Source organism: Candidatus Corynebacterium faecigallinarum (genome assembly GCF_052264515.1).
Taxonomy (GTDB): domain Bacteria; phylum Actinomycetota; class Actinomycetes; order Mycobacteriales; family Mycobacteriaceae; genus Corynebacterium; species Corynebacterium faecigallinarum.
In genome coordinates, this window is record NZ_JBQQOC010000009.1 from 37762 (window position 1) to 63894 (window position 26133).

24 protein-coding genes are annotated in these 26133 nt (G+C 67.2%); 21 read left to right on the forward strand and 3 right to left on the reverse strand.

Features of this window, described 5'->3' with window-relative positions:
- Nucleotides 1–3: 3 nt before the first annotated feature.
- Complete coding sequence (locus ACTXPP_RS06425) at nucleotides 4–1176, reverse strand: oxygenase MpaB family protein (RefSeq protein ID WP_443341374.1); 1173 nt, start codon at nucleotides 1174–1176, stop codon at nucleotides 4–6.
- Between the two features lie 168 nt (nucleotides 1177–1344).
- Here ACTXPP_RS06425 and ACTXPP_RS06430 point away from each other — a divergent pair, with 168 nt between their 5' ends.
- The 17 genes from ACTXPP_RS06430 (at nucleotide 1345) to ACTXPP_RS06510 (ending at nucleotide 19053) form a co-directional block, all read left to right on the forward strand.
- Nucleotides 1345–3453, forward strand: coding sequence for a M3 family metallopeptidase (locus tag ACTXPP_RS06430; protein ID WP_443341375.1), 2109 nt, complete (start codon nucleotides 1345–1347; stop codon nucleotides 3451–3453).
- A gap of 18 nt (nucleotides 3454–3471) precedes the next feature.
- On the forward strand, nucleotides 3472–3747 hold the full coding sequence (locus ACTXPP_RS06435; RefSeq protein ID WP_443341376.1) for a hypothetical protein: 276 nt from the start codon (nucleotides 3472–3474) through the stop codon (nucleotides 3745–3747).
- Nucleotides 3748–4016: 269 nt separating this feature from the next.
- Nucleotides 4017–5852 (forward strand): AMP-dependent synthetase/ligase, encoded by a 1836-nt coding sequence (locus tag ACTXPP_RS06440; RefSeq protein WP_443341378.1) that lies wholly within the window; start codon nucleotides 4017–4019, stop codon nucleotides 5850–5852.
- A gap of 150 nt (nucleotides 5853–6002) precedes the next feature.
- Nucleotides 6003–6689 (forward strand): hypothetical protein, encoded by a 687-nt coding sequence (locus ACTXPP_RS06445; RefSeq protein WP_301496246.1) that lies wholly within the window; start codon nucleotides 6003–6005, stop codon nucleotides 6687–6689.
- 19 nt (nucleotides 6690–6708) lie between these two features.
- The gene (gene hemW, locus ACTXPP_RS06450; protein ID WP_301496248.1) at nucleotides 6709–7902 is read left to right on the forward strand and encodes a radical SAM family heme chaperone HemW; all 1194 of its coding nucleotides are present in this window, start codon (nucleotides 6709–6711) and stop codon (nucleotides 7900–7902) included.
- An 8-nt stretch (nucleotides 7903–7910) separates the two neighbouring features.
- Entirely contained in the window at nucleotides 7911–8972 is a 1062-nt protein-coding gene (gene hrcA, locus ACTXPP_RS06455; RefSeq protein WP_443341379.1) for a heat-inducible transcriptional repressor HrcA, read from the forward strand.
- Between the two features lie 87 nt (nucleotides 8973–9059).
- Nucleotides 9060–10208, forward strand: coding sequence for a molecular chaperone DnaJ (dnaJ, locus tag ACTXPP_RS06460; protein ID WP_443341381.1), 1149 nt, complete (start codon nucleotides 9060–9062; stop codon nucleotides 10206–10208).
- An 8-nt stretch (nucleotides 10209–10216) separates the two neighbouring features.
- Nucleotides 10217–10972, forward strand: a complete 756-nt coding sequence (locus tag ACTXPP_RS06465) for a 16S rRNA (uracil(1498)-N(3))-methyltransferase (RefSeq protein WP_443341384.1) — start codon at nucleotides 10217–10219, stop codon at nucleotides 10970–10972.
- A 61-nt stretch (nucleotides 10973–11033) separates the two neighbouring features.
- Nucleotides 11034–11429 (forward strand): hypothetical protein, encoded by a 396-nt coding sequence (locus tag ACTXPP_RS06470; RefSeq protein ID WP_443341385.1) that lies wholly within the window; start codon nucleotides 11034–11036, stop codon nucleotides 11427–11429.
- 73 nt (nucleotides 11430–11502) lie between these two features.
- A complete protein-coding gene (locus ACTXPP_RS06475; RefSeq protein WP_443341386.1) occupies nucleotides 11503–12609 on the forward strand; it encodes a PhoH family protein in 1107 nt (368 codons plus the stop codon).
- Nucleotides 12606–13235, forward strand: coding sequence for an rRNA maturation RNase YbeY (ybeY, locus tag ACTXPP_RS06480; protein WP_443341388.1), 630 nt, complete (start codon nucleotides 12606–12608; stop codon nucleotides 13233–13235). Before ACTXPP_RS06475 ends, ybeY begins: the two co-directional genes overlap by 4 nt.
- Nucleotides 13228–14640 carry a hemolysin family protein gene (locus ACTXPP_RS06485; RefSeq protein ID WP_443341390.1) on the forward strand — a complete coding sequence of 471 codons (1413 nt, stop codon included), beginning with the start codon at nucleotides 13228–13230 and terminating at the stop codon, nucleotides 14638–14640. Before ybeY ends, ACTXPP_RS06485 begins: the two co-directional genes overlap by 8 nt.
- The gene (era, locus tag ACTXPP_RS06490; protein WP_301494364.1) at nucleotides 14637–15659 is read left to right on the forward strand and encodes a GTPase Era; all 1023 of its coding nucleotides are present in this window, start codon (nucleotides 14637–14639) and stop codon (nucleotides 15657–15659) included. The genes ACTXPP_RS06485 and era overlap by 4 nt, the downstream gene beginning before the upstream one ends.
- Before the next feature lie 63 nt (nucleotides 15660–15722).
- Nucleotides 15723–16259: a DUF4282 domain-containing protein gene (locus ACTXPP_RS06495; RefSeq protein WP_443341391.1), complete on the forward strand. Its 537-nt coding sequence runs from the start codon at nucleotides 15723–15725 to the stop codon at nucleotides 16257–16259.
- A gap of 18 nt (nucleotides 16260–16277) precedes the next feature.
- Complete coding sequence (gene recO / locus ACTXPP_RS06500; protein ID WP_301494367.1) at nucleotides 16278–17072, forward strand: DNA repair protein RecO; 795 nt, start codon at nucleotides 16278–16280, stop codon at nucleotides 17070–17072.
- Nucleotides 17073–17149: 77 nt separating this feature from the next.
- On the forward strand, nucleotides 17150–17875 hold the full coding sequence (locus tag ACTXPP_RS06505; protein ID WP_301494369.1) for an isoprenyl transferase: 726 nt from the start codon (nucleotides 17150–17152) through the stop codon (nucleotides 17873–17875).
- Complete coding sequence (locus tag ACTXPP_RS06510; RefSeq protein ID WP_443341392.1) at nucleotides 17872–19053, forward strand: VIT1/CCC1 transporter family protein; 1182 nt, start codon at nucleotides 17872–17874, stop codon at nucleotides 19051–19053. The genes ACTXPP_RS06505 and ACTXPP_RS06510 overlap by 4 nt, the downstream gene beginning before the upstream one ends.
- A 25-nt stretch (nucleotides 19054–19078) precedes the next feature.
- Here the strand turns inward: ACTXPP_RS06510 and ACTXPP_RS06515 are convergent, their stop codons facing one another.
- Nucleotides 19079–19492, reverse strand: coding sequence for a Fur family transcriptional regulator (locus ACTXPP_RS06515; RefSeq protein WP_301494373.1), 414 nt, complete (start codon nucleotides 19490–19492; stop codon nucleotides 19079–19081).
- A gap of 386 nt (nucleotides 19493–19878) precedes the next feature.
- On the opposite strand from ACTXPP_RS06515, the gene ACTXPP_RS06520 reads away from it, so the two are divergent.
- Together ACTXPP_RS06520 and ACTXPP_RS06525 are read left to right on the forward strand one after the other, a co-directional pair.
- Nucleotides 19879–21261 carry a glycine--tRNA ligase gene (locus ACTXPP_RS06520; protein WP_301494375.1) on the forward strand — a complete coding sequence of 461 codons (1383 nt, stop codon included), beginning with the start codon at nucleotides 19879–19881 and terminating at the stop codon, nucleotides 21259–21261.
- 17 nt (nucleotides 21262–21278) lie between these two features.
- Entirely contained in the window at nucleotides 21279–21881 is a 603-nt protein-coding gene (locus ACTXPP_RS06525; protein ID WP_301494377.1) for a hypothetical protein, read from the forward strand.
- Between the two features lie 135 nt (nucleotides 21882–22016).
- Here the strand turns inward: ACTXPP_RS06525 and ACTXPP_RS06530 are convergent, their stop codons facing one another.
- Nucleotides 22017–24089 carry a TPM domain-containing protein gene (locus ACTXPP_RS06530; RefSeq protein ID WP_301494379.1) on the reverse strand — a complete coding sequence of 691 codons (2073 nt, stop codon included), beginning with the start codon at nucleotides 24087–24089 and terminating at the stop codon, nucleotides 22017–22019.
- A gap of 50 nt (nucleotides 24090–24139) precedes the next feature.
- Between ACTXPP_RS06530 and ACTXPP_RS06535 the strand changes: the two genes are divergently transcribed.
- Together ACTXPP_RS06535 and ACTXPP_RS06540 are read left to right on the forward strand one after the other, a co-directional pair.
- Complete coding sequence (locus tag ACTXPP_RS06535; RefSeq protein WP_301494381.1) at nucleotides 24140–24799, forward strand: YdcF family protein; 660 nt, start codon at nucleotides 24140–24142, stop codon at nucleotides 24797–24799.
- 10 nt (nucleotides 24800–24809) lie between these two features.
- On the forward strand, nucleotides 24810–26114 hold the full coding sequence (locus ACTXPP_RS06540; protein ID WP_301494383.1) for a deoxyguanosinetriphosphate triphosphohydrolase: 1305 nt from the start codon (nucleotides 24810–24812) through the stop codon (nucleotides 26112–26114).
- Nucleotides 26115–26133 lie beyond the last annotated feature (19 nt).

The following is a 26133-nucleotide window of genomic DNA, read 5'->3' on the forward strand; positions in this document are numbered from 1 at the left end:
CCACTAGGACGCCTTCGAGAATGCCTTCGTGGATTCTTCGACGGCGGCGAGGGTGCGCTTGGTGCTTTCCTCGTCATCGGCCTCGGAGAACTCCAGGATCTGGTCCACGTGGTTGTGGCCGTAGGAGTCCTGCCCGGCGCCCTTCCGGCGCTTCTCCAGCAGCTCCTCGCGCTGCTCCAAGGGGGTCAGCGGATTGCCGAACATGCGGCGTGCGACCTCGGGGGTGTAGACCTTGGGGCTGTCGGCCGGGACCTTGTAGTACACCGGCTTGATGTAACGCAGGGCGCGCGGGCAGATGCGCTCGACGACCCAGCTGATGAACCACGGCATCTTGTTCGCCGCGGCCAGGAACGGCTTCCAGCCCCAGAACATCAGCTGGTCCATCGCCTTCGACTGCTTCACGCCGAGCATCGGACGCATCCAGTGCGGGTAGGTGGCGATGATGCTACGACGGAACAGCGGGCGGAGGACCTTGCGGATCGGCGTGGGCAGGCCGACGAAGGCCGTGTCACCACCGTCGATGATGTGGTCGACGTTGCGGATCGCGGCTTCGGAGGCCGACAGCTTCTCACGCCAGTCGTCGAGGTGCTTCAGGACCTCACCGCGGGTCTTCGGGACGTCGGCCGGGTCGATCGGCTGGAACTTCGCGGCGGTGACCATCTGCTCCCAGTACTCGTTCTCCTCGTCACGGGAGAGCTTGCCGGGGCCGAACTTCTCGTAGGTGTAGAGGATGGAGTGCCATGCGGTGACCAGGATCCACAGCTGCGAGGACGGGCGGTTGGCCTCGTAGTCGTTGCCGGTGACCGGGTTGGTGCCGTAGGAGCGGTCGTGGACCTTCATGAGGATGTCGGACATCCGGGTGACGGTCTGCGCGTCGGCGAACAGGACCGCGGCGAAGTACTCCATGGTGCGGTCGTAACGGGTGGGGGTGCGCTTGTACACCTGGCCGGAGTCGTCGACGGCGGCGACCAGGTCCGGATCGAGGTGCTCGATGGTCACTGCGCGAAAGAAGCCCTGCAGTGCGGAGGTCGGGAAGGTCCAGACCTTCCAGGCGACGGAGCCGGGGCCGAAGAAGCCTTCGTCAGCACGGGTGGCCATGTCCTTGGCTGCGCCACGGGGAAGTGGGACCCGGGCGTCGGTGGTACGTTCCTGCGTCGCGGCGGTCGTGGGTGTCATGGGGAAACTCCTCGTAGAGGGTCGGGTGCAGATGCGGCCGGGACGCATCGTCATCGTGTCCCGCACGTTGTGATCTGTGACACTACAGAGTGTACATATCTTCTGTAGCGAAATGGACAGAAAACTCTGCGGAGAGCTTTTCCGGGCGCTCCCGATAGGGTGGTTGCCATGACTGGTGACAACCCGCTGCTGCAACCTTCCGACCTGGACCACGAACTGCCGGATTTCGCCCACATCCGGATCGCTGACCTGGTCCCCACCTTCCGTACCGGGCTGCTTGACCAGCAAGCCGAGATCGCGGCGATCACCGCGAACCCGGAGGAGCCCACCTGGGATAACACCATGGACGAGCTCGAGGCCAGTGGTCAGCTGCTGTCCCGGGTGTTGGCCATCGCCTTCAACTTCGCCGGTACCGACGCCACCCCGGAGGTAGTCGAGGTCGAGCAGACCATCGCCCCGGAACTGTCGTCCCACCTCAGCGCGATCACCCTGGACCAGGACCTGTACCAGCGCGTCCGCTCACTGCCCACCCCGCCCGAGGGGAGTGAGGAGGCCGCACTGTTGGACTACTGGCTGCGCCGTTTCCGCCGTGGTGGTGCCGCCCTGGACGAGTCCGGCCGCGCCGAGCTGCGAAAGATCGACACCCGGCTGGCGGAGCTGTCCACCGGTTTCGGACGCAACCTCGTCGACGCCACCGAGGCTGGCGCGGTGCTGTTCACCGAGGAGGCCGAGCTGGCAGGGCTTGATGAGACCCGCAAGGCCGGCCTCGCTGCGGAGGCGGACGCCGCCGGTCACCAGGGCTGGCTGGTCCGGCTGGGTCTGCCGAGCGTGCAGCCGATACTGGAGGAACTGGAGAACCCGGCATCCCGCAAGCGGGTGGCTGCAGCATCGCGCGGCCGGGGATCGGGGGAGGTCGGGAACAACACCGACAGCGTGCTGGAGATCGTCCGGCTCCGGGCGCGCCGGGCACGACTGCTGGGCTACACCAGTCACGCCGACTTCGTCGCTGAAGAGGAGACGGCCGGATCGGTGGCGGCGGTCGAGGATCTGTTGAACCGGGTGACCCCGGCCGCGGTGGCCAATGCCGGTGGTGAGTACAAGCGTGCCGCTGATCTGGCATCCACCTCGGGCGAGGCGGAGGGGCTCTCCGAGGCGGACTGGCCGTACTGGGCGGCGAAACTGCGGGCCGAGGAGCTCGCCGTCGACGAGGCGGAGCTGAAGAAGTACTTCCCGCTGGACCAGGTACTGGTGGACGGGGTCTTCTACGCCGCATCCCGGCTCTACGGCATCGAGGTTGCGGCGCGTCCCGACCTTCAGGGCTACCACCCGGACGTGCAGGTGTGGGAGGTGCGCGAGGAGTCGGACGACGGGCAGGGCGACTCCATCGGCCTGCTGCTCACCGACCTCTACGCCCGGCCGACCAAGCGGGGCGGGGCGTGGATGAGCAGCTTCGTCGAACAGAACAACCTGCTCGGCCAGACCCCGGTGGTGGTCAACGTGCTCAACATCGCCAAGCCCGTGGACGGCGCCCCGGCTCTGCTCAGCCTCGACGAGGTCGCCACCCTGTTCCACGAGTTCGGCCACGGACTCCACGGCCTGCTCTCGGACGTGCGTTACCCCAGCTTGTCAGGCACCAACGTGCCGCGGGACTTCGTGGAGTTCCCCAGCCAGATCAACGAGAACTGGGCGCTGGAGCCGGACGTCCTGAACAACTACGCCCGCCACGTCGACACCGGTGCGGCACTGCCGTCGGAGTTGGTGGCCGCGGTGAAGGAGCAGTCCCGGTGGGGGCAGGGCTTCGCCACCACGGAATACCTCGGCGCCTGCTGGCTGGACCTGGCATGGCACCGGCTGAGCGTGGAACAGGCCGATGCGGTGACCGACATCGCCGCCTTCGAACAGGAGGCGCTGGAACAGGTCGGCATCACCGACCTGGCGATCGCACCGCGGTATGCCTCGACCTACTTCAACCACATCTTCGCCGGCGGCTACTCCGCCGACTACTGGAGTTACCTGTGGGCCGAGGTGCTCGACGCTGACGGCTTCGAGGGGTTCGTGGACACCGATGCGGCAGTCTCGCCGGCCGCTGGCGGTGACACTGGCGCCGTCAATGTCGACCTGGACGACGTGCGCTTCGCCGGGGAGCGGTTCCGCCGGATGATCCTGTCCCGGGGGGCGACCATCGACTACGACGACGCCTACTGGATGTTCCGGGGTAAACAGCGCAGCGTCGAGCCGTTGCTGCGTCGGCGGGGACTCGCTGGTTCGGAAGCGTGACGGGTAAGCTGACGGACTGTGACCGACGGCATGACTGACGGCATCGAACAGTGGATCGTTGATCTGCCGGTGTGGATCCAGGCCCCGCTCGTGCTGGCCGTTCTTGTTCCGGTGGCCTGCGGTGTCGCCGCGGTGCTGACCATGGTGGTGGGCAGGATCCTCCCCACCTCTGCGGCGGAGCGGCGGGTGTTCGGCACCGACCCGGTGTCAGCAGGGGCACCCGAAGATGAACCCAGTGACGTGCACGGTGACGTGCACGGTGACGTGCACGGTGAAGAAGGAGAATCCCGGTGAAACACCATTCCAAGGTCAGGCAGGCACTTGCCCTGCTGATGGTTCTACTGGTCGTGGCGTGGGCCGTCTCGGTCCTGATGTGATCCAGCACAAGAAGTTCTGCGGTTGTGGGTATGGCAACACAGTTATTGATATATCATGGTGTTCTAGACCACGTTCTGCCCCGGTTGTGACAGCGTAGACTGCCGGGGTGGTGGACTGTCGGGGTGCTGCCACGGCGCGTCCCGACCGCATACCCAGCAACGATAATTTCAAGTGATTGGAGAGACATGCAGGAGTACACCTCGGAGGCGCTGTACACCATCGGCGAGAACGAGACCTGTCTGACCGTGCTCAGGGACAACACCCTCGAGCGACCCCAGACGATCCTGTACAGCCGGCCACGGAAGTTCGAGTGGGTCGACGTCCGGGCCGACGATTTCCTGCGTGAGGTGTATGACGTCGCCAAAGGACTTATCGCCAATGGCATCGAACAGGGCGACCGCGTGGCCCTGATGTCCGACACCCGCTACGAGTGGTCCCTGATGGACTTCGCCATCATGGCCGCCGGTGCGGTCTCCGTGCCGATCTACCCCTCCTCGTCGACCTCGCAGTGCGAGTGGATCGTCCAGGATTCCGGTGCCAAGATCGGCATTGCCGAGAAGTCCGGCCACGCCACCCGCCTGCGGACCTTCGTCCACGAGGGCCAGAAGGGTTCTGTCGAGGCCGGGGCCGCACAGCTCGACCGGGTGCTGTCCTTCTCCGAGGGTGCGGTCGACCAGCTGATCAAGGACGGCAAGGACATCGACGACGCCCGTGTCGAGGAGCGCATCGCCGCCACCAAGTCCTCCGACGTCGCCTCGATCGTCTACACCTCCGGTACCACCGGCCGGCCCAAGGGCTGCCGCCTGCTGCACTCGAACTGGCTCGGCGAGGCACGTGCCATCCTCACCAACCCCATCGGCGGCATCGCCGTCGAAGGCAACCGCGCGCTGACCTTCCTGCCGCTGGCCCACGTCCTTGCCCACGCCGTGTCCCTCGCCGTCACCCTCGGCGGCGCGTCCCAGTCCCACTGGTCCGAGATGTCCACCCTCGTCCCGGAGTTCTCCCGCGCCGAGCCGCACATTATCCTCGGTGTCCCCCGCGTCTTCGAGAAGGTGCACGCCGGTGTGAAGTCCAAAGCCGTCGACGGCGGCGGTATCGGAGCGAAGGTCTTCCCGCTCGCCGAGAAGACCGCCGTGGAGTACTCCAAGGCCCTGGACGGCGGACAGGGCCCCGGTGTGCTGCTCAAGGCCAGGCGCGCACTGTTCGACAAGCTCGTCTACGGCAAGGTCCGCGCCGCCCTGGGAGGCTCCCTGCAGTACTGCATTTCCGGCGGTTCCGCGCTGAACCCGGAGCTCATGCACTTCTTCCGGGGCATCGGCGTGCGGATCTACGAGGGCTACGGCATGACCGAGTCCACCGCGGCCATCGCGGTGAACTTCGAGCCGGACAACATCATCGGCACCGTCGGCAGGCCTGTCGGCGGGAACACCGTCCGCATCGCCGAGGACGGCGAGATCCTCATGAAGGGCACCGTGGTCTTCGACGGCTACTGGAACAACGAGGAGGCGACGAAGGACAGCTTCGACGAGGAAGGCTTCCTCAGGTCCGGTGACCTCGGCGCGCTGCTGCCCACCGGCCATCTGAAGATCACCGGCCGTAAGAAGGAGATCATCGTCACCGCCGGCGGCAAGAACGTCTCCCCGGGGCCGCTGGAGGACATCCTGCGCGCCGCCCCGCTGATCTCCCAGGCCATGGTCGTCGGTGACAATGAGAAGTTCATCGGCTCCCTGATCACTCTCGACGAGGAGGCCCTGGTCGGCTGGAAGAAGCGCAACGGCATCGCCGAGCACGTCACCGTCAAGGAACTGGCGAAGAACCCGGTACTGCGCACCGAGATCCAGGACGCCATCAACGAGGCGAACGATACCGTCTCCCACTCCGAGGGCATCAAGAAGTTCCGCATCTGCGCCCGTGACTTCACCGAGGAAGACGGTGAGATGTCCCCGTCGATGAAGGTCAAGCGCTTCGTGGTCTCCCAGCACTTCGCCGACGACATCGCCTGGATCTACTCCTCGAAGTAGGACCCTCGACGTAGAAGCCTCGAAGTAAATTCGAGAATTATCCCGACCCGCCCCGGCCCAGCCTCCCTGGACCGGGGTTCGGTCTGTCATACACTTGTGCCCTGCCCTACCGGGGACACGGCATACCGGACGTTGTGAGAGGAGACGCACGTGCACGACGCCGCCAGACTGCGACTGCGCGAGCTCACTCAGAGCGTGTACGACATCGGCGACGAGGTCGCCGAGTACATCGACAACCTCAGTGAGGCCATGGCTGACTGGGACACCGAACTCGTCGGCGACTGTGCCCTGGAGCTCCGTGAGGCGGTTGCCGGAGGACGTACCGAGGTGCGCGTCGCGCTCGCCGAGCTCAACGGCCTACGACAGGCCTTCGTCTCCGGCATCCGCTCCGGCTCTCTGTCGGCGTCGCTGTCGGCCAACGCCGTGATCGACGACCACCCGGGACGCACCCTGTCCTTCCTGCGTAACCAGCAGGTCGTCCCGGTGGAACAGGCGCCCGCCCCGGTGGTGAGCACCGCGACCCTGCGGCTGACCCTGCGCAAGCACAACACCGAAGTGATTGACCAGCTCACCGAACTCGCCGAATGGGTCGTCGAGCAGACCCGCTGCGCGATCGAGGAGCAGAGCGTGCTGCTGCCCCAGGCACTGGCCCGGGCGGAGAAGCACGCCCTGGAACTGGTCGACACCTGGAACGCCACGGTGGTCGGCGACCACCCGGCGTTGGTGACGGAACTGCGCGGGGAGGCCCCGCCACGCTTCCTCGCTGAACGGGCCCGGGTCGAGCAGATCGTGGGGAAGATCCGTTCCCGACGGGCCGCGGCCCAGCAGACCGGCTGAGACCGATAGCATGGGGGGAATGAGCAACGGTCTGTACATCCACGTGCCCTTCTGCAGCACACGGTGCGGCTACTGCGACTTCAACACCTACACCCCCGGTGAGGACGGGACGTCCTCCACCGCCACCTACCTCGACGCCCTGGAACGGGAGCTCGAGCGTGCTGCTGCCGACTGGGACCGCACGGGCCCGCCGGAGACCGTCTTCCTCGGCGGCGGCACCCCCTCACTGCTCGGGGCGGACGGCCTGGCCCGCATCCTGCGGGCGGTGAAGAACTCCCTGGGGCTGGCCCCCGGTGCCGAGGTCACCACCGAGTCCAACCCGGAGTCGACCTCCCCGGAGTTCTTCGAGACCCTGCTGGAGGCCGGCTACACCCGCATCTCCCTGGGTATGCAGTCCGCCGCCGGCCACGTCCTGAAGGTCCTGGAACGCGCCCACACCCCGGGCCGGGCACCCGAGGCCGCCGCCGAGGCACTGGCAGCCGGCTTCGAGCACGTCAACCTCGACCTGATCTACGGCACACCCACCGAAACCGATGACGACCTGCGGCTCACCCTCGAAGCCGCCCTGTCGACCGGGGTGGACCACATCTCGGCCTACTCGTTGATCGTGGAGGACGGCACGGCGATGGCGCGCAAGGTACGTAAGGGACTGCTGCCGGCCCCGGACGAGGACGTCTACGCCGACCGCTACGAGATGATCGACACAGCACTGCAGGATGCCGGTATGCAGTGGTACGAGGTCTCCAATTGGTCGAAGCCGGGCGGGGAGTGCGAGCACAACCTGGTCTACTGGCGTTCCGGCCAGTGGTGGGGAGCAGGGCCCGGGGCACACGGCTGTGTACGCCTGGCGCCGGGGGCCGAGGGCCACCACGACGGGCTGACCCGACTGGTGAACGCCAAACTGCCGCGACGTTACGCCGAGGCGCTGGAGGCAGGGAAGTCCCCGGTGACCACGGTGGAGCAGCTGAGCGGGGCCGACGTGCACACCGAACGGATCATGCTGGGCCTGCGGCTGCGCGAGGGATTGGACGACTCCCTGCTGACCCACGCGACCTCGGCCGTCGACCACCATGTGGGCCTGGGACTGCTGGAGCGGGTCGACGGGCGGACCCGGCTGACCGAGAAGGGACGACTGCTGGCCGACGGCATCATCACCGACATCCTGCTCGCCGAGGATGAAGAGGATGAGGCAGACGCGGTTCTTCGTGGATAATGGACCACATGAGTAAGAGAGAGGTCGCCGGCACATCATCCACCAGCCAACGGCGCGCGCAGGTGTTGCACGCGATCGTCGCCGACTTCATCTCCTCCCATGAACCCGTCGGCTCCAAGTCGCTGGTGGACCGTCACAACCTGGGGGTCTCCCCGGCGACGGTGCGCAATGACATGGCCGTCCTGGAGTCCGAGGGCTACATCATCCAGCAGCACACCAGCTCCGGGCGCATCCCGACGGAGAAGGCCTACCGCCACTTCGTCGACGGCATCGCACGGATCAAGCCGCTGAGTCGCCCGGAACGCCAGGCGATCATGGGCTTCCTCGAAGGCGGGGTGGACATGGAGGACGTGCTGCGCCGCAGCGTCCAACTGCTGGCCCAGCTCACCCGGCAGGTCGCCGTGGTGCAGATCCCGGACCTGCGCCGCGGCCGGGTCAAGCACTGCGAGATCGTGCAGCTGGCGGACACCCGCCTGTTGCTCGTGCTGATCACCGACTCCGGCCAGGTCGAGCAGCGCAATGTGGACCTCGCCGAGGCACTGCCCGCCGAGGAGCTGCCGAAGTTGCGCGAACTGATCAATGAGACACTCGTCGGTCACACCCTCGACGACGCCTCCGCGGCGATCGCCGCGATGGCCGCGGGCGAGGACGACCGGGTCCCGCCACTGCTGCGTAGACCCGCACTGACCTGCGCCACGGTGCTGGTGGAGACGATGCTGGAACGTCCCACCGACCGGCTGCTGCTGGCCGGCACCCCGAACCTGGTGCGCAGCGGTGAACTCGCCGGGGTGCTGGACGCCCTGGAGGAGCAGGTCGTCGTCCTGCGGCTGCTGTCTGCCGCCCGCGACCATGTGGCCGCCGACAACTACGGGGTCAGCGTGACGATCGGCGAGGAGAATGAACCGGCCGAGTTGCAGTCCGCCGCCGTCGTGGCCACCGGCTACGGGTCCCGTGACTCCCTGCTCGGCGGGATGGGCGTCCTCGGCCCGACCTACCTGGACTACCCGGGCACCATCAGTTCGGTGCAGGCGGTGGGCCACTACGTATCCCGCATTCTCGGCGGGGAGTAGAACGTACTACACTTAGAGGGGTTTTTGACCTCCCCACAGTGACACCCGTCAGCGATACCCATCAGCGATTAATGGAGCATATTTCCCTTGGCTCGTGACTACTACGGAATCCTCGGCCTCGACAAGGAGGCCTCGGAGCCCGACATCAAGAAGGCCTACCGTCGACTGGCCCGCAAGTACCACCCGGACGTGAACCCGTCCGAGGAGGCGGCGGAGAAGTTCCGGGAGGCCTCGGTGGCGCAGGAGTACCTCCTGGACCCGCAGAAGCGTCAGATCATCGACGCCGGTGGCGACCCCGAGCAGCAGGGCGGCTTCGGCGGCCCGGGTGCCGGTGGCTTCGGCGGTGCCGGCGGTTTCGGTGACATCTTCGACGCCTTCTTCGGCGGCGGTGCAGGCGGCGGTGGTGGCCCCCGGGCGTCCCGCGTGCGTCCCGGCAACGACGCCCTGCTGCGCATGCAGCTGACCCTGCAGGAGTGCTTCACCGGCGTGGAGCGCGAGGTCACCGTGGACACCGCGGTGGTCTGCGACAGCTGTGAGGGCAGCGGCTCGAAGACCAAGGCCGCCCCGACGACCTGCCCGACCTGTCAGGGTCAGGGCCAGGTCATGCAGGTGCAGCAGTCGATCCTGGGCCAGGTCCAGGTGGCGCGTGCCTGCCCGCGGTGCCAGGGCACCGGTGAGATCATCGAGGATCCCTGCGAGGAGTGCGCCGGCGACGGTCGCGTCCGTGCACGTCGCGACATCGACGTCAACATCCCGGCGGGTATCCGCGACGGGATGCGCATCCGGATGGCCGGCAAGGGCGAGGTCGGCCCCGGTGGCGGACCCGCCGGCGACCTCTACGTGGAGGTGCAGGTCAAGGAGCACCCCTATTTCCTGCGCGACAACGACGACCTGCACGTCACCGTGAAGGTGCCGATGGTGGACGCCGCCCTGGGCACCACCGTCGAGGTCCCGCTGCTGGACGACTCGGTCGCCACGGTGACCGTGGATCCGGGTACCCAGCCGGAGGCTGTGATGCGGGTGAAGGGCAAGGGTATTCCGCACCTGCGCCGTGAGGGGGCCGGTCACCTGATCGCGCACGTGGACGTGACCGTGCCCGACGATGTGGACCGCAAGCAGCAGGAGCTGCTCGAGCAGCTGCGTGAGCTGTCGAAGGAGTCCGCCGGGCTGCAGTCCGACGACGACGAGAAGTCCGGCGGCCTGTTCTCCCGGCTGCGCCAGAAGTTCGGACGCTAGGAGTTCCCATGACCGACCCGGTGTTCCTCGTCCCCGACCTCGCCGCGCAGCTGGATGCGGTGGGGGAGACCGGCGCGTTCGTCCTGCCGGACGCCGAGGCACGCCATGCGTCGGTCAAGCGCATCCGGGAAGGTGAAGCCGTGGTGCTCACCGACGGTGCGGGTCTGGGGGTCGCCGGACAGTGGGCCGTCGATGGCCGGGTGACCGGTTCGGCGGTGCTGGACGCTGCGTCCCACCGTCCGCGGGTGACCGTGGTCCAGGCGATCCCGAAGTCGGAACGCTCCGAGCTGGCCGTGGACCTTGCGGTGCAGGCCGGTGCCGACCGGGTGATCCCGTGGCAGGCCGACCGGTGCATCTCCCGGTGGGACAAGGATGCGAAGAAGACCGCCAAGGCGCGGGCGAAGTGGCAGGCCACCGCGGTCTCCGCGATGAAGCAGTCCCGACGCCTGTCGGGTGCGGACGTCGGCGAGCTGCTCGGCGACATCGCCGACCTGCCGCGGCACCTGGGCGACCTCCCCGGTTCGGTGCGGGTGCTCGTCCTGCACGAGGAGGCGGCGACCCCGCTGTCCCGGATCGACCTGGACGTCGACGACATCGTCCTGGTCATCGGCCCCGAGGGCGGGGTCAGTGAACGTGAGGTCGAGGCGGTGTCGGGCTTCGGCGGCCAGGCGGTCGTCCTCGGCCCCGAGGTCTACCGCACCGCCAGTGCCGCGGCGATCGCCCTGGGCGCGATCGGGGTGCTCACCGGACGCTGGGCGCGGTAGCGGCACCGGCCCCGGTGCTAACCTGGAGCCCAGGAACTCCGCGGACCAAGGAGTGGTTCCGATGCTCACCGATGCGGCACTAGCCAGGAAACTGCAGATCAAGACGGACACGGAAGTCTGGGTCTGGCCACCGGGAACGACCACGGCCGACACCGTCACCGAGGCACCGGTGGACGACATCACCGAGGCCGAGGTCGCGCTGCTGTTCACCGCTGACCGTGCCGCCGTCGACGAGGTCCTCGACGCCCACCGCGACGACCTGGCCGGCTACCGGGCGGTATGGATCATCTACGCCAAAGCAAGCTCGTCCGACAGCACCGACATCAACCGCGACCTGCTGTGGATCCAGCTCGACGGGTACAACTGGCGGGCGGTCTCCCAGGTCTCCTACAGCGACGACCTGTCGGCGCTGCGGGTCCGTCCACTGAAGGACGGGGAGACCTCGCCGGTGCAGTAGACTCAGCCGCAGCAGCAAGACAGAGAAACACAGCACAACCCACAACCCACAGCATGGAGAACCGAAGAACACTGTGAAGCAACCACCCAGGAAGATCGTGTCAACCACCGTCGACCTCGAGCCGGCGACCGCACCGATCGTCGCCGGCACCGCAGACGAGAACCTGCGGGTCATCGAGGACCTCGTGGACGCCGACCTGTTCAGCCGTGGACACCACGTCACCGTCCGGGGTGAGGCCTCGCAGGTGTCCCGTGCCCGCCAGGTGCTGCGTGAGCTGGAGTCCATGGCCGCCCGCGGTTCCGCGGTGACCCCGGACCTGACCCGCCGCACCGTCGACCTCGTCGACCAGACCAACGCCCAGGTGAGCGCCCCGACCGAGGACAGCGGGGCCGAGATGTCCGGCATGGCCGAGGTCACCCAGCCGGCGATCGTGACCCGTCGCGGCAAGACGGTGCGTCCGAAGACGCTCGGCCAGCGTGACTACGTCGACGCCATCGACAACTCCACCGTCGTCGTCGGTGTCGGCCCGGCCGGAACCGGCAAGACCTACCTGGCGGTCGCCAAGGCTGTCCAGGCGCTGCAGAACCGGGAGATCACCCGCATCATCCTCACCCGCCCAGCGGTGGAGGCGGGGGAGAAGCTGGGCTTCCTGCCCGGCACCCTCGGCGAGAAGATCGACCCCTACCTGCGGCCGCTCTACGACGCCCTGCGCGACATGCTCGACCCGGAGGCCATCCCGAAGCTCATCGAGTCCGGGGTCATCGAGGTCGCCCCGCTGGCGTACATGCGTGGACGCACCCTCAACGGTGCCTTCGTCATCCTCGACGAGGCACAGAACACCACCCCGGCGCAGATGAAGATGTTCCTCACCCGCCTGGGCTTCGGCTCCAAGATCGTGGTCACCGGCGACCTCACCCAGGTGGACCTGCCGAACCACCAGAAGAGCGGGCTGACCGTCGCCCACGAGATCCTCTCCGGGGTCGACGGGGTGACCGTCACCGAGTTCGACTCGCAGGACGTGGTCCGGCACCACCTGGTGGGACGCATCATCCTGGCCTACGACCGCTACGAGGCGGCCCAGGCGGCCGACGAGGAACTGGCCCGGCAGGACCGGGAGGAACGACAGGCGGAGCGCCGCTTCCAGCAGGTCAGGCGCAGAGAGGAAGGAAGGGTGCGATGAGCATCGAGGTTTTCAACGAGTCCGGCTACGGCGAGGTCAACGAGGAGGAGCTGATCGACGTCGCCCGCTTCGCGCTGTGGAGCCTGGACGTGCACTCCAGTGCCGAGCTGACGATCCACATCGTGGACCTGGACACCATCGCCGACCTGCACGTGCGGTGGCTCGACCTGCCGGGTCCGACGGACGTGATGAGCTTCCCCATGGACGAGCTGACCCCCGGGTGGGGACGCAAGGACGGCCCGCCCCCGGGCCCCGGCGTGCTCGGCGACATCATGCTGTGCCCGGAGTTCGCCCGCGGCCAGGCCGACCGGGCCGGCCACCCGCTGGCCCACGAGCTCGACCTGTTGACCGTACACGGTGTGCTGCACCTGCTGGGCTTCGACCACGTGTTGCCCGACGAGGAGCAGCGCATGTTCGCACTGCAGAACGAGATCCTCGCCGACTGGTACGACTCCCAGGAGGAACGCGGCGTCTCCTTCGGCCCGAAGCCCTCGGGGGCCGCGGCGTTCCCGAGTGCCGCCGACCGCGACGAGGAGGGCTGGAACAACCCGGTGCCGCCGCCGTACAGCGACAGCGCCGCAGACTCCGACGAGAGCGCCGACAGCGGCAGCGACGCTGATGCCTGACCTCCCGGTGGCGGTCGACGCGGTCATCGCCCTGCTGGTGATCCTGCCGCTGGCCGGTGTGCTGTCATCGATGGAGACGGCGTTGAGCTCGCTGTCCCTGGCCCGCGTCGAGTCCCTGGTGAAGGACGAACGCAGCGGGGCTCCCCGTCTGCTGCGGGTGATGAACAACCGCCCGACCTACATCAACCTGCTGGTGCTCCTGCGCACCGTGTGCGAAGCAGGTGCGGCGGTGCTGGTCACCGTCGTGGCCCTGGACCTCATCGGGGACAAGGGCTGGGCCATGACCGTGGCCATCGTACTGGTCTCTCTGCTGATCTACGTCGCCGTCGGCGTCGTCTCCCGCACCATGGGTCGACGCAACCCCTACACCCTGTCGATGCGGGCATCCTGGTTCCTCGTCGCGGTCACCAGGGTGCTGGGCCCGCTGGCCAGGGTGCTGGTGTGGTTCGGTGGACTGTTCACCCCGGGGCGGGCCCTGCGTGACGGACCCTTCGCCAGCGAGATCGAGCTGCGCGAGATGGTCGACATCGCCTCTGAGCGTGGCGTGGTGGAGGTCGACGAACGGCGGATGATCCAGTCCGTCTTCGACCTGGCGTCCACCACCGCCCGCGAGGTGATGGTGCCGCGGCCGGAGATGCTGTGGATCGAGGCCGACAAGAACGCCAGCCAGGCCGTACGTCTGTGCGTGCGCTCCGGTCTGTCCCGCGTTCCCGTGGTCGGGGAGAGCGTCGACGACGTGGTCGGCATGGCCTACCTCAAGGACCTGGTCGCCGCGACCTACGACTCCGATGCCACCTCCAGCCCCCGGACGACCCCGGTGTCCGAGCTGATGCGGGAGGCCGTGTTCGTCCCGGACTCCCGGATGCTCGACGACCTGCTGGAGGACATGCAGCGCGACCAGATCCACATCGCCGTGCTCGTCGACGAGTACGGCGGAACCGCCGGACTGGTGAGCATCGAGGACATCCTCGAGGAGATCGTCGGCGAGATCTCCGACGAGTACGACCGGGAGGACGACGCCCCGGTGGAGTACCTCGACCCGGGCCGCTACCGGGTGGACTCCTGGCTGAGCCTGGGCGACCTGGTGGAGGTCTACGAGGAGAACGGTGTTGACCTGGAGTTCCCGCAGGAGATCACCGATGAGGTGGAGACCGTCGCCGGCCTGGTCTCCTTCGAACTCGGCCGGGTGCCCCTCCCGGGTGCGGAGGTCGATGTGGCCGGACTGCACCTGACGTGCGAAGGTGGACGTGATCGTCGTGGTCGGGTGAAGATCCGCTCCATCGTGGTGGCCGGGCCGACCCCGGGGCCGGACGGTCAGGACGGTCCGGACAACCAGGACCCAGCCGACGACCGTGACGGTGATGACCGTGACAACCATGACGACGAGGACAAGGATCCACGATGAGTAACGACACAGAATCCCCGGACTTTCCGGATTTCCCGGACTTCGCCGACCTGCCGGAGGACGCCTATGCGCTGTCGACCACCCCGGCACCCGGGTCAGAGTTCGCCGCCCCGGAGGGTTTCCGCAGCGGATTCATCAGCTTCGTGGGCCGCCCGAACACCGGCAAGTCCACCCTGACCAACGCCCTGGTCGGTGAGAAGATCGCCATCACCGCCGACCAGCCGGAGACCACCCGGCACCCGATCCGTGGAGTCGTGCACCGTCCCGACTCCCAGATCATCGTGGTGGACACCCCGGGGCTGCACCGGCCGCGCACCCTGCTCGGTGAGCGGCTCAACGAGGTCGTCAAGGACACCTATGCCGACGTCGACGTCATCGGCCTGTGCATCCCGGCGGACGAGAAGATCGGCCCCGGCGACCGCTGGATCCTGGAGGCGGTGCGCACCGCGGCACCGAAGACCCCGGTGATCGGTATCGTCACCAAGCTGGACAAGGCATCGAAGGACCAGGTCGGCGCACAACTCATGGCGCTGCACGAGATGCTCGGCGGGGCTGAGTCGAATGCCGAGGTCATCCCGGTGTCCGCGACTGAACAGGTGCAGTTGGACGTCCTGCTGGACGTCATCACCGCCGCGCTGCCGGAAGGCCCGAAGTTCTACCCGGACGACCACGTCACCGACGACGACCGCGACACCCGCATGTCCGAGCTGATCCGCGAGGCTGCCCTGTCGGGGCTGCACGACGAACTGCCGCACTCGGTGGCGGTGCAGATTGAGGAGGTGCTGCCGTCCGAGGACCGGGAGGGCGTGCTGGACGTCCACGCGGTGATCTTCGTCGAGCGCGAAGGCCAGAAGCGGATCCTGCGGGGCAAGGACAACCGTCGTTGGGGACGGATCATCCACAACTCGCGGCAGTCACTCATCGATCTGCTTGGGCAGAATGTCTTCCTCAACCTGCACATGAAGGTGGCGAAGAACTGGCAGTCCGACCCCAAGCAGCTCGGCAAGTTGGGGTTCTGACCGCTGGCGGGTGCGCCGCGGTGTTAGTCTCGTCGGTGACCCATTGACACCTGGAGGAGACCCATGACCACCCCCGGCGACGGCAGCGGTGACGACGGCAACAGCGGCAACAGCGGCAACGACGGCTACGACCGTAACGGGTGGGGTGGCGCCGGACGTGACGGTGGCTTCCCCTCCTTCGGCAGCTACTCACAGGGTGACGGCAACCAGCCGCCGCTCTACGGGGCAGGTGCCGCCCCCGCCCCGCCGGTGAACACCGGAACCAACAGGGACCAGCTGTTCAGCTCCCTGTTCGACTTCGGCTTCACCCGCTACGCCACCCCGTCGATCGTGAAGATCGCCTACGCCTTGGGTGTGATCGCGCTGGGGCTGGCGTGGCTCGTCGCCATCATCACCGTGCTCTTCGGTATGGCGGTCGGGGACGCCGGCGCCGGGGACTTCATCCTCGGACTGGTTGGACTGGTGCTGCTGACGGTCTGGATGGTTTTCCTGTTGATGCTGCTGCGTATGGGCCTGGAGAATTTCCTGTCCAATGTCCGTATCGCCCAGGCGACCCAGGCCATGGACTACCGTCAGGCGGTCGAGCAGCAGCGACGTTAGCTGGCTAGACTGTCGGGCATGTCCCGGAGCCCTCGTCCCCACTACCGGGACGAGGGCTTTGTCGTGCGTACCCACAAACTGGGGGAAGCCGACCTGATCCTCGTCCTGCTGACCCGCGAGCACGGGCTGGTGCGTGCCGTGGCCAAGGGGATCCGACGGGTAGGGTCGCGGTTCGGGGCGAAACTCGACCGCTTCTGCCGGGTCAACGTCCAGATCTACCCGCCACGCAACGCCACCCTCTCCGGCGGGGGACTGGCCACTGTCACCGACGCCGCAACGGTGGCCACCTACGCCCCACAGATCGTCGCGGACGTCGACCGGTTCTACGCCGGGGTGGCGATGCTGGAGATCGCCGAGATCACCGTCCAGGGCTCTGTCGAGGAGGCCGGACACGTCGTTGACCTGTTGGACGCCTCGCTCGCCGACCTCGCGGCCGGCGACACCCTGCCACCGCGGACGACCGCCGACCGGTTCGTCCTGCAGGCCCTGGGGTTGGCAGGGTGGGCGCCGAGCCTGGTGGACTGCGCCCAGTGTGGACGACGCGGTCCCCACCGCGCCTTCCACCCGTTGGCCGGGGGAGCGGTGTGCACCACCTGCCGACCCCCGGGTGCGTTCACCCCGCCGCCGCAGGCTGTGCGGGTGCTGTGGCTGCTCTCCCGCACCGGGGAGGCGCAGCCGGCCGCGATGGAGACCCTCGCGTCGATCGCCGCCTCACCGGAGGGACCGCACCTGTTGTCGGTCGCCCATGACCTGTTGGCCGCCCATGTGCGGCACCAGACCGAGTCAGCCTGCAAGGCGTTCGTCGCGCTCTAACCACCGCACACCCCTGACTGTGTGTTTGGCCGGGTGGGTCCTGTCGGCGGACGCTAAGCTCTGGCACAATATGGACCGTGAACAACCCTGAGATCCCTGCCGCGCTGATCCCCAAGCACATCGCCCTGGTGATGGACGGTAACGGGCGGTGGGCCCAGGAGCGGGGGCTGCCGCGCACCGACGGCCACAAGCGGGGCGAGGCCGTCCTGATGGACGCCGTTGACGAGTGCCTGGAGCTTGGCGTCGACTACCTCTCGGCCTATGCCTTCTCCACCGAGAACTGGCGGCGCAGCACCGACGAGGTCCGCTTCCTCATGGGGTTCAACCGGGACGTCCTGCGGCGTCGGCGGGACGAACTCGACGCCAAGGGGGTGCGGGTGCGCTGGGCGGGACGCCGGCCCCGGCTGTGGCGCAGCGTGATCTCCGAGCTGGAGAAGGCTGAGCGGCAGACCGCGGACAACACGAAGATGACCCTGGTGATGTGCGTGAACTACGGCGGACGCGCCGAGATCACCGACGCGGTCCGTGCAATCGCCGAGGATGTCGCCGCTGGGCGGGTGCGTCCCCGTGACGTGAATGAGCAACTCGTCGCCGCCCACATGGATGAACCGGAGATGCCGGACGTCGACCTGTTCCTGCGCCCCTCCGGTGAGCAGCGCACCTCGAACTTCCTGCCGTGGCAGTCGGTGTACGCCGAAATGGTCTACCAGGACGTCCTGTTCCCGGACTTCACCCGCGCCCACCTGCGTGATGCGGTGTACGAGTACGCCAAACGGGACCGGCGGTTCGGCGGTGTGAAGTGAGTGACGTGAACGATGCGAATGCAGCCGGGATCGGGCCGACGCAGCCGACCAAGCGTCAGCTGAACCGGTGGCGCCGTTACCTCGCCGACGAGCGGGCCGAGGGGGCGGTGTACCGGGAACTGGCCCGGAAGAAGACCGGTGAGGAACGTGAGATCCTGCTGGCCATCGCCGACGCCGAGTCCAGGCATGAAGAGTACTGGCGTGCCCGGCTCGGCGACGAGGTCGGCCTGCCGCGCCGGGCCAGCCTGGACACCCGCATCCTGGCCTGGATGTCCCGACGTTTCGGCTCGGTGTTCGTGCTCGGGCTGATGCAGTCGGCCGAGACCCGTAACCACTACCTGTCGGACAACGACGCCACCGAGCAGATGGCAGCCGACGAGGCGATCCACGCCGAGATCGTCCGCGGGTTGGCGGCACGGGGTCGGGCCAAGATGTCCGGGGACTTCCGGGCGGCGATCTTCGGGGCGAATGACGGCCTGGTCTCGAACCTGGCCCTGATGTTGGGCATGTACGGTGCCGGGGCCGGTCAGAACACGATGCTCACCGCCGGTATCGCCGGCCTGTTGTCCGGCGCCCTGTCCATGGCCGCCGGCGAGTACGTGTCGGTGACCAGCCAGAAGGAACTGCTCGCGGCATCCACCCCGGATCCGGACACCCGCACGGCGGTGCCGAAGCTGGATGTCGAGCGCAATGAGCTGGAGCTGGTCTACCGCGCACGTGGGCTGGACCCGGAGGCGGCGAAGGAGAAGGCCGCGGCGGTGTTCGCCGAGATCGCCGAGCTGGAGGGTCTCCAGGAGCTCCGCGACGGTGCGGATCTGGAAGAAGAGCTGAACACCGAGCTGAACACTGACGTCACCGGTGGCGACATCGACACCGGGGCGGTGGTCGAGGCCGAGGAGGAGACCGGGTCCGGCATGTCCGCCGCGATCTCCAGCTTCCTGTGCTTCGGCGCTGGCGCGCTGGTCCCGGTCCTGCCGTTGCTTTTCGGAATGACCGGCCTGTCCGCCATCGTCGTCGCTGTCGTGCTGGTCGGCGTGGTGTTGATGATCACCGGTGGACTGGTCGGGATGCTCTCCGGTGTGTCCCCGTGGCTGCGCGCCCTGCGTCAGTTGGCCATCGGTGTCGGTGCGGCCGCGGCGACCTTCGCCTTGGGCAGCATGTTCGACGCGGTGGGGTAGCAGCCCTACCTGGGTGTCACTGCGCTCAGGACCGCTGCGCGCGGGCGCATTCGGCACACAGCCCGAAGACGTCGGCGGTGTGCCCGGTCAGCACGAACCCGTGGGTCTCAGCCACCTGGGCGGCCCACCCCTCGACCGGCCCGCCGTCGACCTCGACGGCCTTCCGGCAGGACGTGCAGACCAGGTGATGGTGGTGGTGCACAGAACTGCAGCTGCGGTAGAGCATCTCACCGCTGTCGTCCTGCAGGGTGTCGACCAGATCCTGCTCGTTGAGCTGCTGGAGCGTGCGGTACACCGTGGTGAGTCCCACCTTGTGTCCGTGCCGGGTCAAGGTGGCGTGGATGTCCTGCGCACTGGCGAAAGTGGTGAGGGAATCGAGCGTCTCGACGACCGCCGCGCGCTGGCGGGTGTTGCGCTGTCCGATCTGTGGTGTATTCATCGTGACCCAACCCTAACCCGAGATCGCTTCTGATGGAGTGTATCGCGTCGAAAACAGGGGTGGTCACCAGGCACGATGGTGTGATTTGACAGACATGCCACAACAGCCGTAAATTAGTGCCAGTTCCCTAGGGATCGCTTGTCCCCCCCCTAAGTCGATCCCATCAAACGGGGAACCAGGCCCCATCCTCTTTGAGGACAGCGTGGCCGGGACCCGCGATAACCCCCCCCTTCGCGGGTCCTTTTTTATACCCTGATGACGGTGGGAGGGCCGGGGGTGGCTTCGACCCGGTGCAACGGTAGGATAGTCGTGATCACCTGACCACCCTGTCAGGCCACGTTCCCTAATGTTCGTCAACGTTCGTCAATGAGGAGTACCCCGAGCTCATGGCTGCCAGCAATATCGAGACCGTCGTCAATCTCTGCAAGCGCAGGGGACTGGTGTTCCCCGCCGGAGAGATCTACGGCGGTACCCGTTCCGCCTGGGACTACGGCCCTCTGGGCGTGGAGCTCAAGGAGAACATCAAGCGTCAGTGGTGGCGCCACATGGTGACCTCACGTCAGGACGTCGTCGGTGTGGACACCTCCATCATCCAGCCCACCGATGTGTGGAAGGCCTCCGGCCACGTCGAGGTGTTCACCGACCCGCTGGTGGAGTCGCTGTACACCCACAAGCGCTACCGCGCCGACCACCTGCTGGAGGCTTACGAGGAGAAGCACGGCCACCCGCCGGCCAACGGCCTGGACGACATCAACGACCCGGTCACCGGCCAGCCCGGCAAGTGGACCGAGCCGCGGGAGTTCTCCGGCCTGCTGAAGACCTACCTCGGCCCGGTGGACGACAAGGAGGGCCTGCACTACCTGCGTCCGGAGACCGCCCAGGGCATCTTCATCAACTTCAAGAACGTCATGGGTGCCGCCCGCCAGAAGCCGCCGTTCGGCATCGCCAACACCGGCAAGTCCTTCCGTAACGAGATCACCCCGGGCAACTTCATCTTCCGTACCCGCGAGTTCGAGCAGATGGAGATGGAGTTCTTCGTCAAGCCCGGCGAGGACGAGGAATGGCACCAGACCTGGATCGACGACCGCTTCAACTGGTACGTCAACCTGGGTATCGACCCGGAGAACCTGCGACTCTACGAGCACCCGAAGGAGAAGCTGTCGCACTACTCCAAGCGCACCGTCGACGTGGAGTACGCCTTCAACTTCGCCGGTACCAAGTGGGGTGAGCTCGAGGGTGTGGCCAACCGCACCGACTACGACCTGAAGACCCACGCCGAGCACTCCGGTGAGGACCTCAGCTTCTTCGACCAGGAGTCCGGCGAGCGCTGGATCCCGTACTGCATCGAGCCTGCCGCCGGCCTGGGGCGCGCCATGATGGCCTTCCTGGTCGATGCCTACCACGAGGACGAGGCCCCGAACACCAAGGGCGGCGTGGACAAGCGCACCGTGCTGAAGCTGGACCGTCGTCTGGCCCCGATCAAGGTCGCCGTCCTGCCGCTGTCCAAGAAGGAGACGCTGACCCCGACCGCCCAGAAGGTCGCCGAGGAGCTGCGTGGTCTGTGGAACATCGACTACGACACCTCCGGTGCCATCGGCCGTCGCTACCGTCGTCAGGACGAGATCGGTACCCCGTTCTGTGTCACCGTCGACTTCGACACCCTCGAGGACAACGCCGTGACCGTCCGTGAGCGCGACACCATGAGCCAGGAGCGCGTCAGCCTCGACAAGCTGACCGGCTACCTCGCCGAGCGTCTCGCCGGCTGCTAGAAGGGAAACCCGCAGGAATGCCGAACCCGTCGATCCGTTGGTCCGTGCCGTCCGACGGCCACACCTTCCCGATCTACGCAGGGCCGCCCAAGGACATGGACCGGGTGGCGGAGTACGCCGAGGAGCGTGGCGTCGCGACGATCCGCTTCGGTGGGGACACCTGGCAGCTGGAGAAGGACAAGGGTCCGTTGATGCGGGCGACGACGGGGGAGGCCACCGGTTCCCAGGTGTTCACCGCCATCGGTGACGCCAACACCTTCGGCGCCTCCCAGGTGGTGACCTGCACCGCCGACCGCCACCGGGTGGTCGTGCGGGCGGAGAACCGCAAGGAGTTCGTGCTGTTCAATGCCTCCGATCTGGAGGAGGGTGAGCAGCTGGACCTGCGTAAGGCGGAGAAGATCGGCCAGTTCACCTCGGAGAACGGCGGGTTGAAGAACCTTCACCTGCAGTTCGAGGGGTCCGGCCAGACGCTGCCGTTGGACGTCCAGGTGTTCCTGTCCTGGGTAGCGCGTCACGCCATGGAGTCGCGGATGCTGTCCAACAGCTGGCGGATCTCGATCTTCCTGTTGATCCTGGTGCCGTTCATCCTGCTGTACCTGTTCAACTTCATCGACTTCTGAGGCTTCTGGGTCTTCGGGGTCTTCAGCTTCTGAGCGAATAAGCCCGGTAGGAGTGAGTGTCAGTACTCACTCCCACCGGGCTTGTTGTCTGTCCTCATAGTTCCTCAAGGTGCTGATGGGCGGGGGAGGGGGAGGCTAGAAGCTGCCGAAGTCTCCGCCGCCACCGCCGAAGCCGCCGCCTCCGCCGAAGCCACCACCTCCGCCGAATCCGCCGCCGAATCCGCCGTTGCCGCTGAGCAGCGAGCCGAGGAGCATACCGGCCACGAGGTTGCCTCCACCACCGCCGCCACGGCCGTGGTAGTTATTGCGACGGTTGTAGTCATCGACATCACGACGCACCAGGTCACCGGCCTGTTTCGCCAAGGCATTGGCCTGCTGGGCAGCATTGTAGGCGTCTCGGGGACGCTGGTCACGAAGCTGTAGAGCCTCGTCGATCAACTGGCCGGCGGACTGGGCGGCTGACCGTGCCTCCACCCCGATCATCCGACCGCGGTTGTGGATGCTGTCCTCCACCGAGCGCAGACGGTGCGTCGCGTCCGAGATCGTCCGGTCCACCATGCCGAGGGTGCGCTGGTAGTTGTTCTCCGCACCACGGGCCTCGTCGAGCTGGATGTCCAGCTCGCCGTCGGCCTCCAGCAACTCGGAGTAGGCGCCCAGCGGGTCGGTCTCGCCGATCTCCCGGGCCTTGGCCAGGGCTGTCGTGGCCATGTCCATAGCCTCAGCCAGGTTCTCCTTGTTGACCGGGGCACTGCTGGAGGCGAGCTGGTTGGCCTCGGCGATCTCCTCGTCGACCTCGTCGATCAGGGAGGCGAGGTTCGTGCGGGCCTCCTGCAGCTGGGACTCGGCGTGCTCGACCGCGGCGAGCTGCCGGTCGGCCTGCTGGATCGCCAAGTGTGCGGCACCAGCCTCGTCGACCAAGGCACCCTGCTGCCCGGCGGGCAGGTGCAGCAGATCGCGGGCCCGGCCGATCGCCTCCTCGGCAGCGTCGATCTCCGCCTCGGCGATGTCCGGGTTGTCGTTGACCGAGTCCAGCAGAACCGGATCCACCTTCGTGGCCAGGTCCTCCAGGATCGCCCGGGATTTCGGGATCCGCGAGCGCAGCTCCACGGTCTGCTGGAAGAACCGGTCGATGATCTCCGGGGCGTTGATCAGTTTCTCCCGCAGGGTGGAGAATCTCTCCGCCTGGTCGCTGAGGTGCTTTTCCGCCGTGCCGCAGGACGACACGATCTCGATCAGCAGGCTACGCTCCTCTGCCTCGCCACCGACCAGCCTGTTCTGTACCCGCTGGTGGGCGTTGTAGGCGTTGTTGAGGGTCTTCTTCGCCGACTCGACGGCCGAGCGCAGCTCGCGGGTGCGTTCGACACCGAACTCCGCCTCGGCGGTCTCCAGCTCGTTGCTTCCCTTGCGGATGGACTCGTCGGCCTTCTGCAGTTCCTCGGCGGCCAGTGTGCGCAGCACCTGGGTGGATTGCTGGGACAGGTCGGTGGTGTCCCCGGCCTCGATGGTGCGGGCGGCCTCCAGCTCGTTCGCCTCGTTCTCTCTGCGCTTCTTTCGGGAGTACCAGACCGCGCCACCGATACCGCCGCCCACGGCGACGACGGCGGCGCCACCCCAGGCGTAGGTGGAGGCCGGGGTGACGTCGGCGATGACGTCGGCGATGGCCTGGCCGCCGCCTGCCCAATTTCCACCGCTGAGGTTGTTGATACCTGCGTCGTAAGCGTCCTCGCCAATGGAAGTGGATACACCGCTTCCGTAAGAGGTGGCCAACTGGCCGCTCGTCTCGGACTGAACGTCGATGACGGCCACCAGGACGTTGTTCCCACCTTCCTGCTCCCGCAGTGTTTCTGCGAGAGCGTCGACATTGCCGCCGATATTGTCCGTGTAGACGATGTAGCCCTTCACCCCGGTCTCCGAGACCCCGTCCGACAGCGTGCTGGCGATGGAGGACTCCTCCGAGTCGGAGAGCACACCGGCCTGGTCGACGACCTGGGAGTCCAGGGTGATGTCAGTGCCGGTGTCCGTTGCGGTTCCCTGGGCCTGGATCGAGACGTCCTGACCCGCGGTGGCGAACGCCGCGGCGCCGGTCAATCCGACACCCACCCCGGCCACACCTGCGACGGCCACGGAGGCGGCGAAGCGGCGTACTCGGGCCCCAGCGGAGGGGGTACGGGAAGCGGTCGGATTCCAGAGAATATTGGCGGCGCACATGCACTCAACAATAACGGAAATCCGTGGTTGAGGTGCGTAGAGTTAGGCGCATGAACGTCGGCAGAACCATTGGATCAACCTTGGGCGCAGCTGTGCGCGGGGCGATCTACATGATCATCGGCACCATCGTCGTCGGCCTGGTCATCACCCTGGCCATGGCCGGTCATGTCTGGGCGTACGCACGGCAGGACAACCGTGATGCCGCCGACACCATCCTCGTCCTCGGTGCCGCCCAGTACAACGGCACGCCGTCGCAGTGGTTCGCCGCCCGTCTCGACCACGCCTACGAGCTCTACGAGGACGGGGTGTCCGACAGCATCACCACCATCGGCGGCAAACTCGAGGGCGACGTCTACACCGAGGCGCAGTCCGGGGCTCAGTACCTGCGGGACAAGGGCGTGCCGGAGGAGGCGATCACATCCATCGGCGAGGGGATGGACACCCTCGGTTCTGCAGAGGCCTTCGCCCCGGTCGCCGAGGAGAAGGGCTGGGAGTCAGTCGCCGTGGTCACTGACCCGAACCACTCGCTGCGGGCCACGAACATGATCGGCGGCCAGGGTTTCGACGCCCACGCCTCACCGACCCGCCAGGGGCCGGCGGTCTCCAGCCGCTCCGAGCAGATCAACGCGATCATCCACGAGACCGGCGGGATGATCTACTACCGCATCACCGATGAAGGCGCCGGCGACTACACCGTCGACGAAGACTAGAGGACGACACGTGGAACGCTACCGCTACACCGCACACGACCTGGCCCGTATCGTCGAGGTCCCCGTCAAAGCCCTCGGCGTCGACGGGGCGGTGCCGGACGCCCGGGATGACTTCGACCGTGACCGGGCGCGCGTCCTGCACAGTGCCGCCCTGCGTCGGCTGGCGGACAAGACGCAGGTCGTCGGACCCGGGTCCGGGGACACCCCGCGCACCCGACTGACCCACTCCCTGGAGGTCGGTCAGATCGCCCGCGGCATCGGTAAGGCTCTCGGCGCCGACCCCGACCTTGCCGACCTGGCAGGGTTGACCCACGACATCGGCCACCCGCCCTACGGGCACAACGGGGAGGACGCCCTGAACATCGCCGCCGCGGACTGCGGCGGGTTCGAGGGCAACGCCCAGACACTGCGTATCCTCATCCGGTTGGAGCCGAAGACCCTCGGGCCCGACGGGAGGTCCTACGGTCTGAACCTGACCCGGGCCTCGCTGGACGCCGCCTGCAAATACCCGTGGGGACCGATCGCGCCGGACGGCACGCTGCGACGCAAGTACTCCTGCTACGCCGACGACCTCGAGGTCCTGTCCTGGATCCGTGAGGAGGCCCCGGAGGGACGCAAGTGCCTCGAGGCCCAGATCATGGACTGGTCGGACGACGTGGCCTATTCCGTCCACGACGTAGAGGACGGGATCGTCTCCGGACGCATCAGCCTGCGGGTGCTGTGGGACCTGGTGGAACTCGCCGCGCTGGCGGAGAAGGGCGCCCGGGCCTTCGGCGGCTCCCCGGAGGAACTGCTGGACGCCGCCGACCGACTGCGCGCCATGGCACCGGTGGTCCGTGCCTCGGACTTCGACGGCTCACTGCAGGACCATGTGGCGCTCAAGGGCCTGACCAGTGAGCTGGTCAGCCGGTTCGTCACCGCCTCGGTGACCGCGACCCGCTCGGCCCACCTGAACCTGTCGACCGAGGGGGACCCGCGGATCCCGTTGGGACGCTACTCCGCCGACCTGATCATCCCGGACGAGGTCCGCGCCGAGGTGGTGCTGCTGAAATCCATCGCCGTGCTCTACGTGATGGACCAGGGGCGTCACCAGTCGGACCAGGACCGTCAGCGCGAGCGCATCTTCCGGGTCACCAAGTACCTCTCGGAAGGCGCACCGGGCAGCCTGGACCTGCTGTTCCGCCCGTGGTGGGAGGAGGCGTCCACCGACGCAGAGAAGCTGCGGGTGGTCATCGACCAGGTGGCCTCACTGACCGAGTCCAGGTTGGAGCGGTTGGACAAGTCGGCCTCGTCGATCAGCGCGGCCTGGGGTTGAGTGTATTCAGGCCACTCAG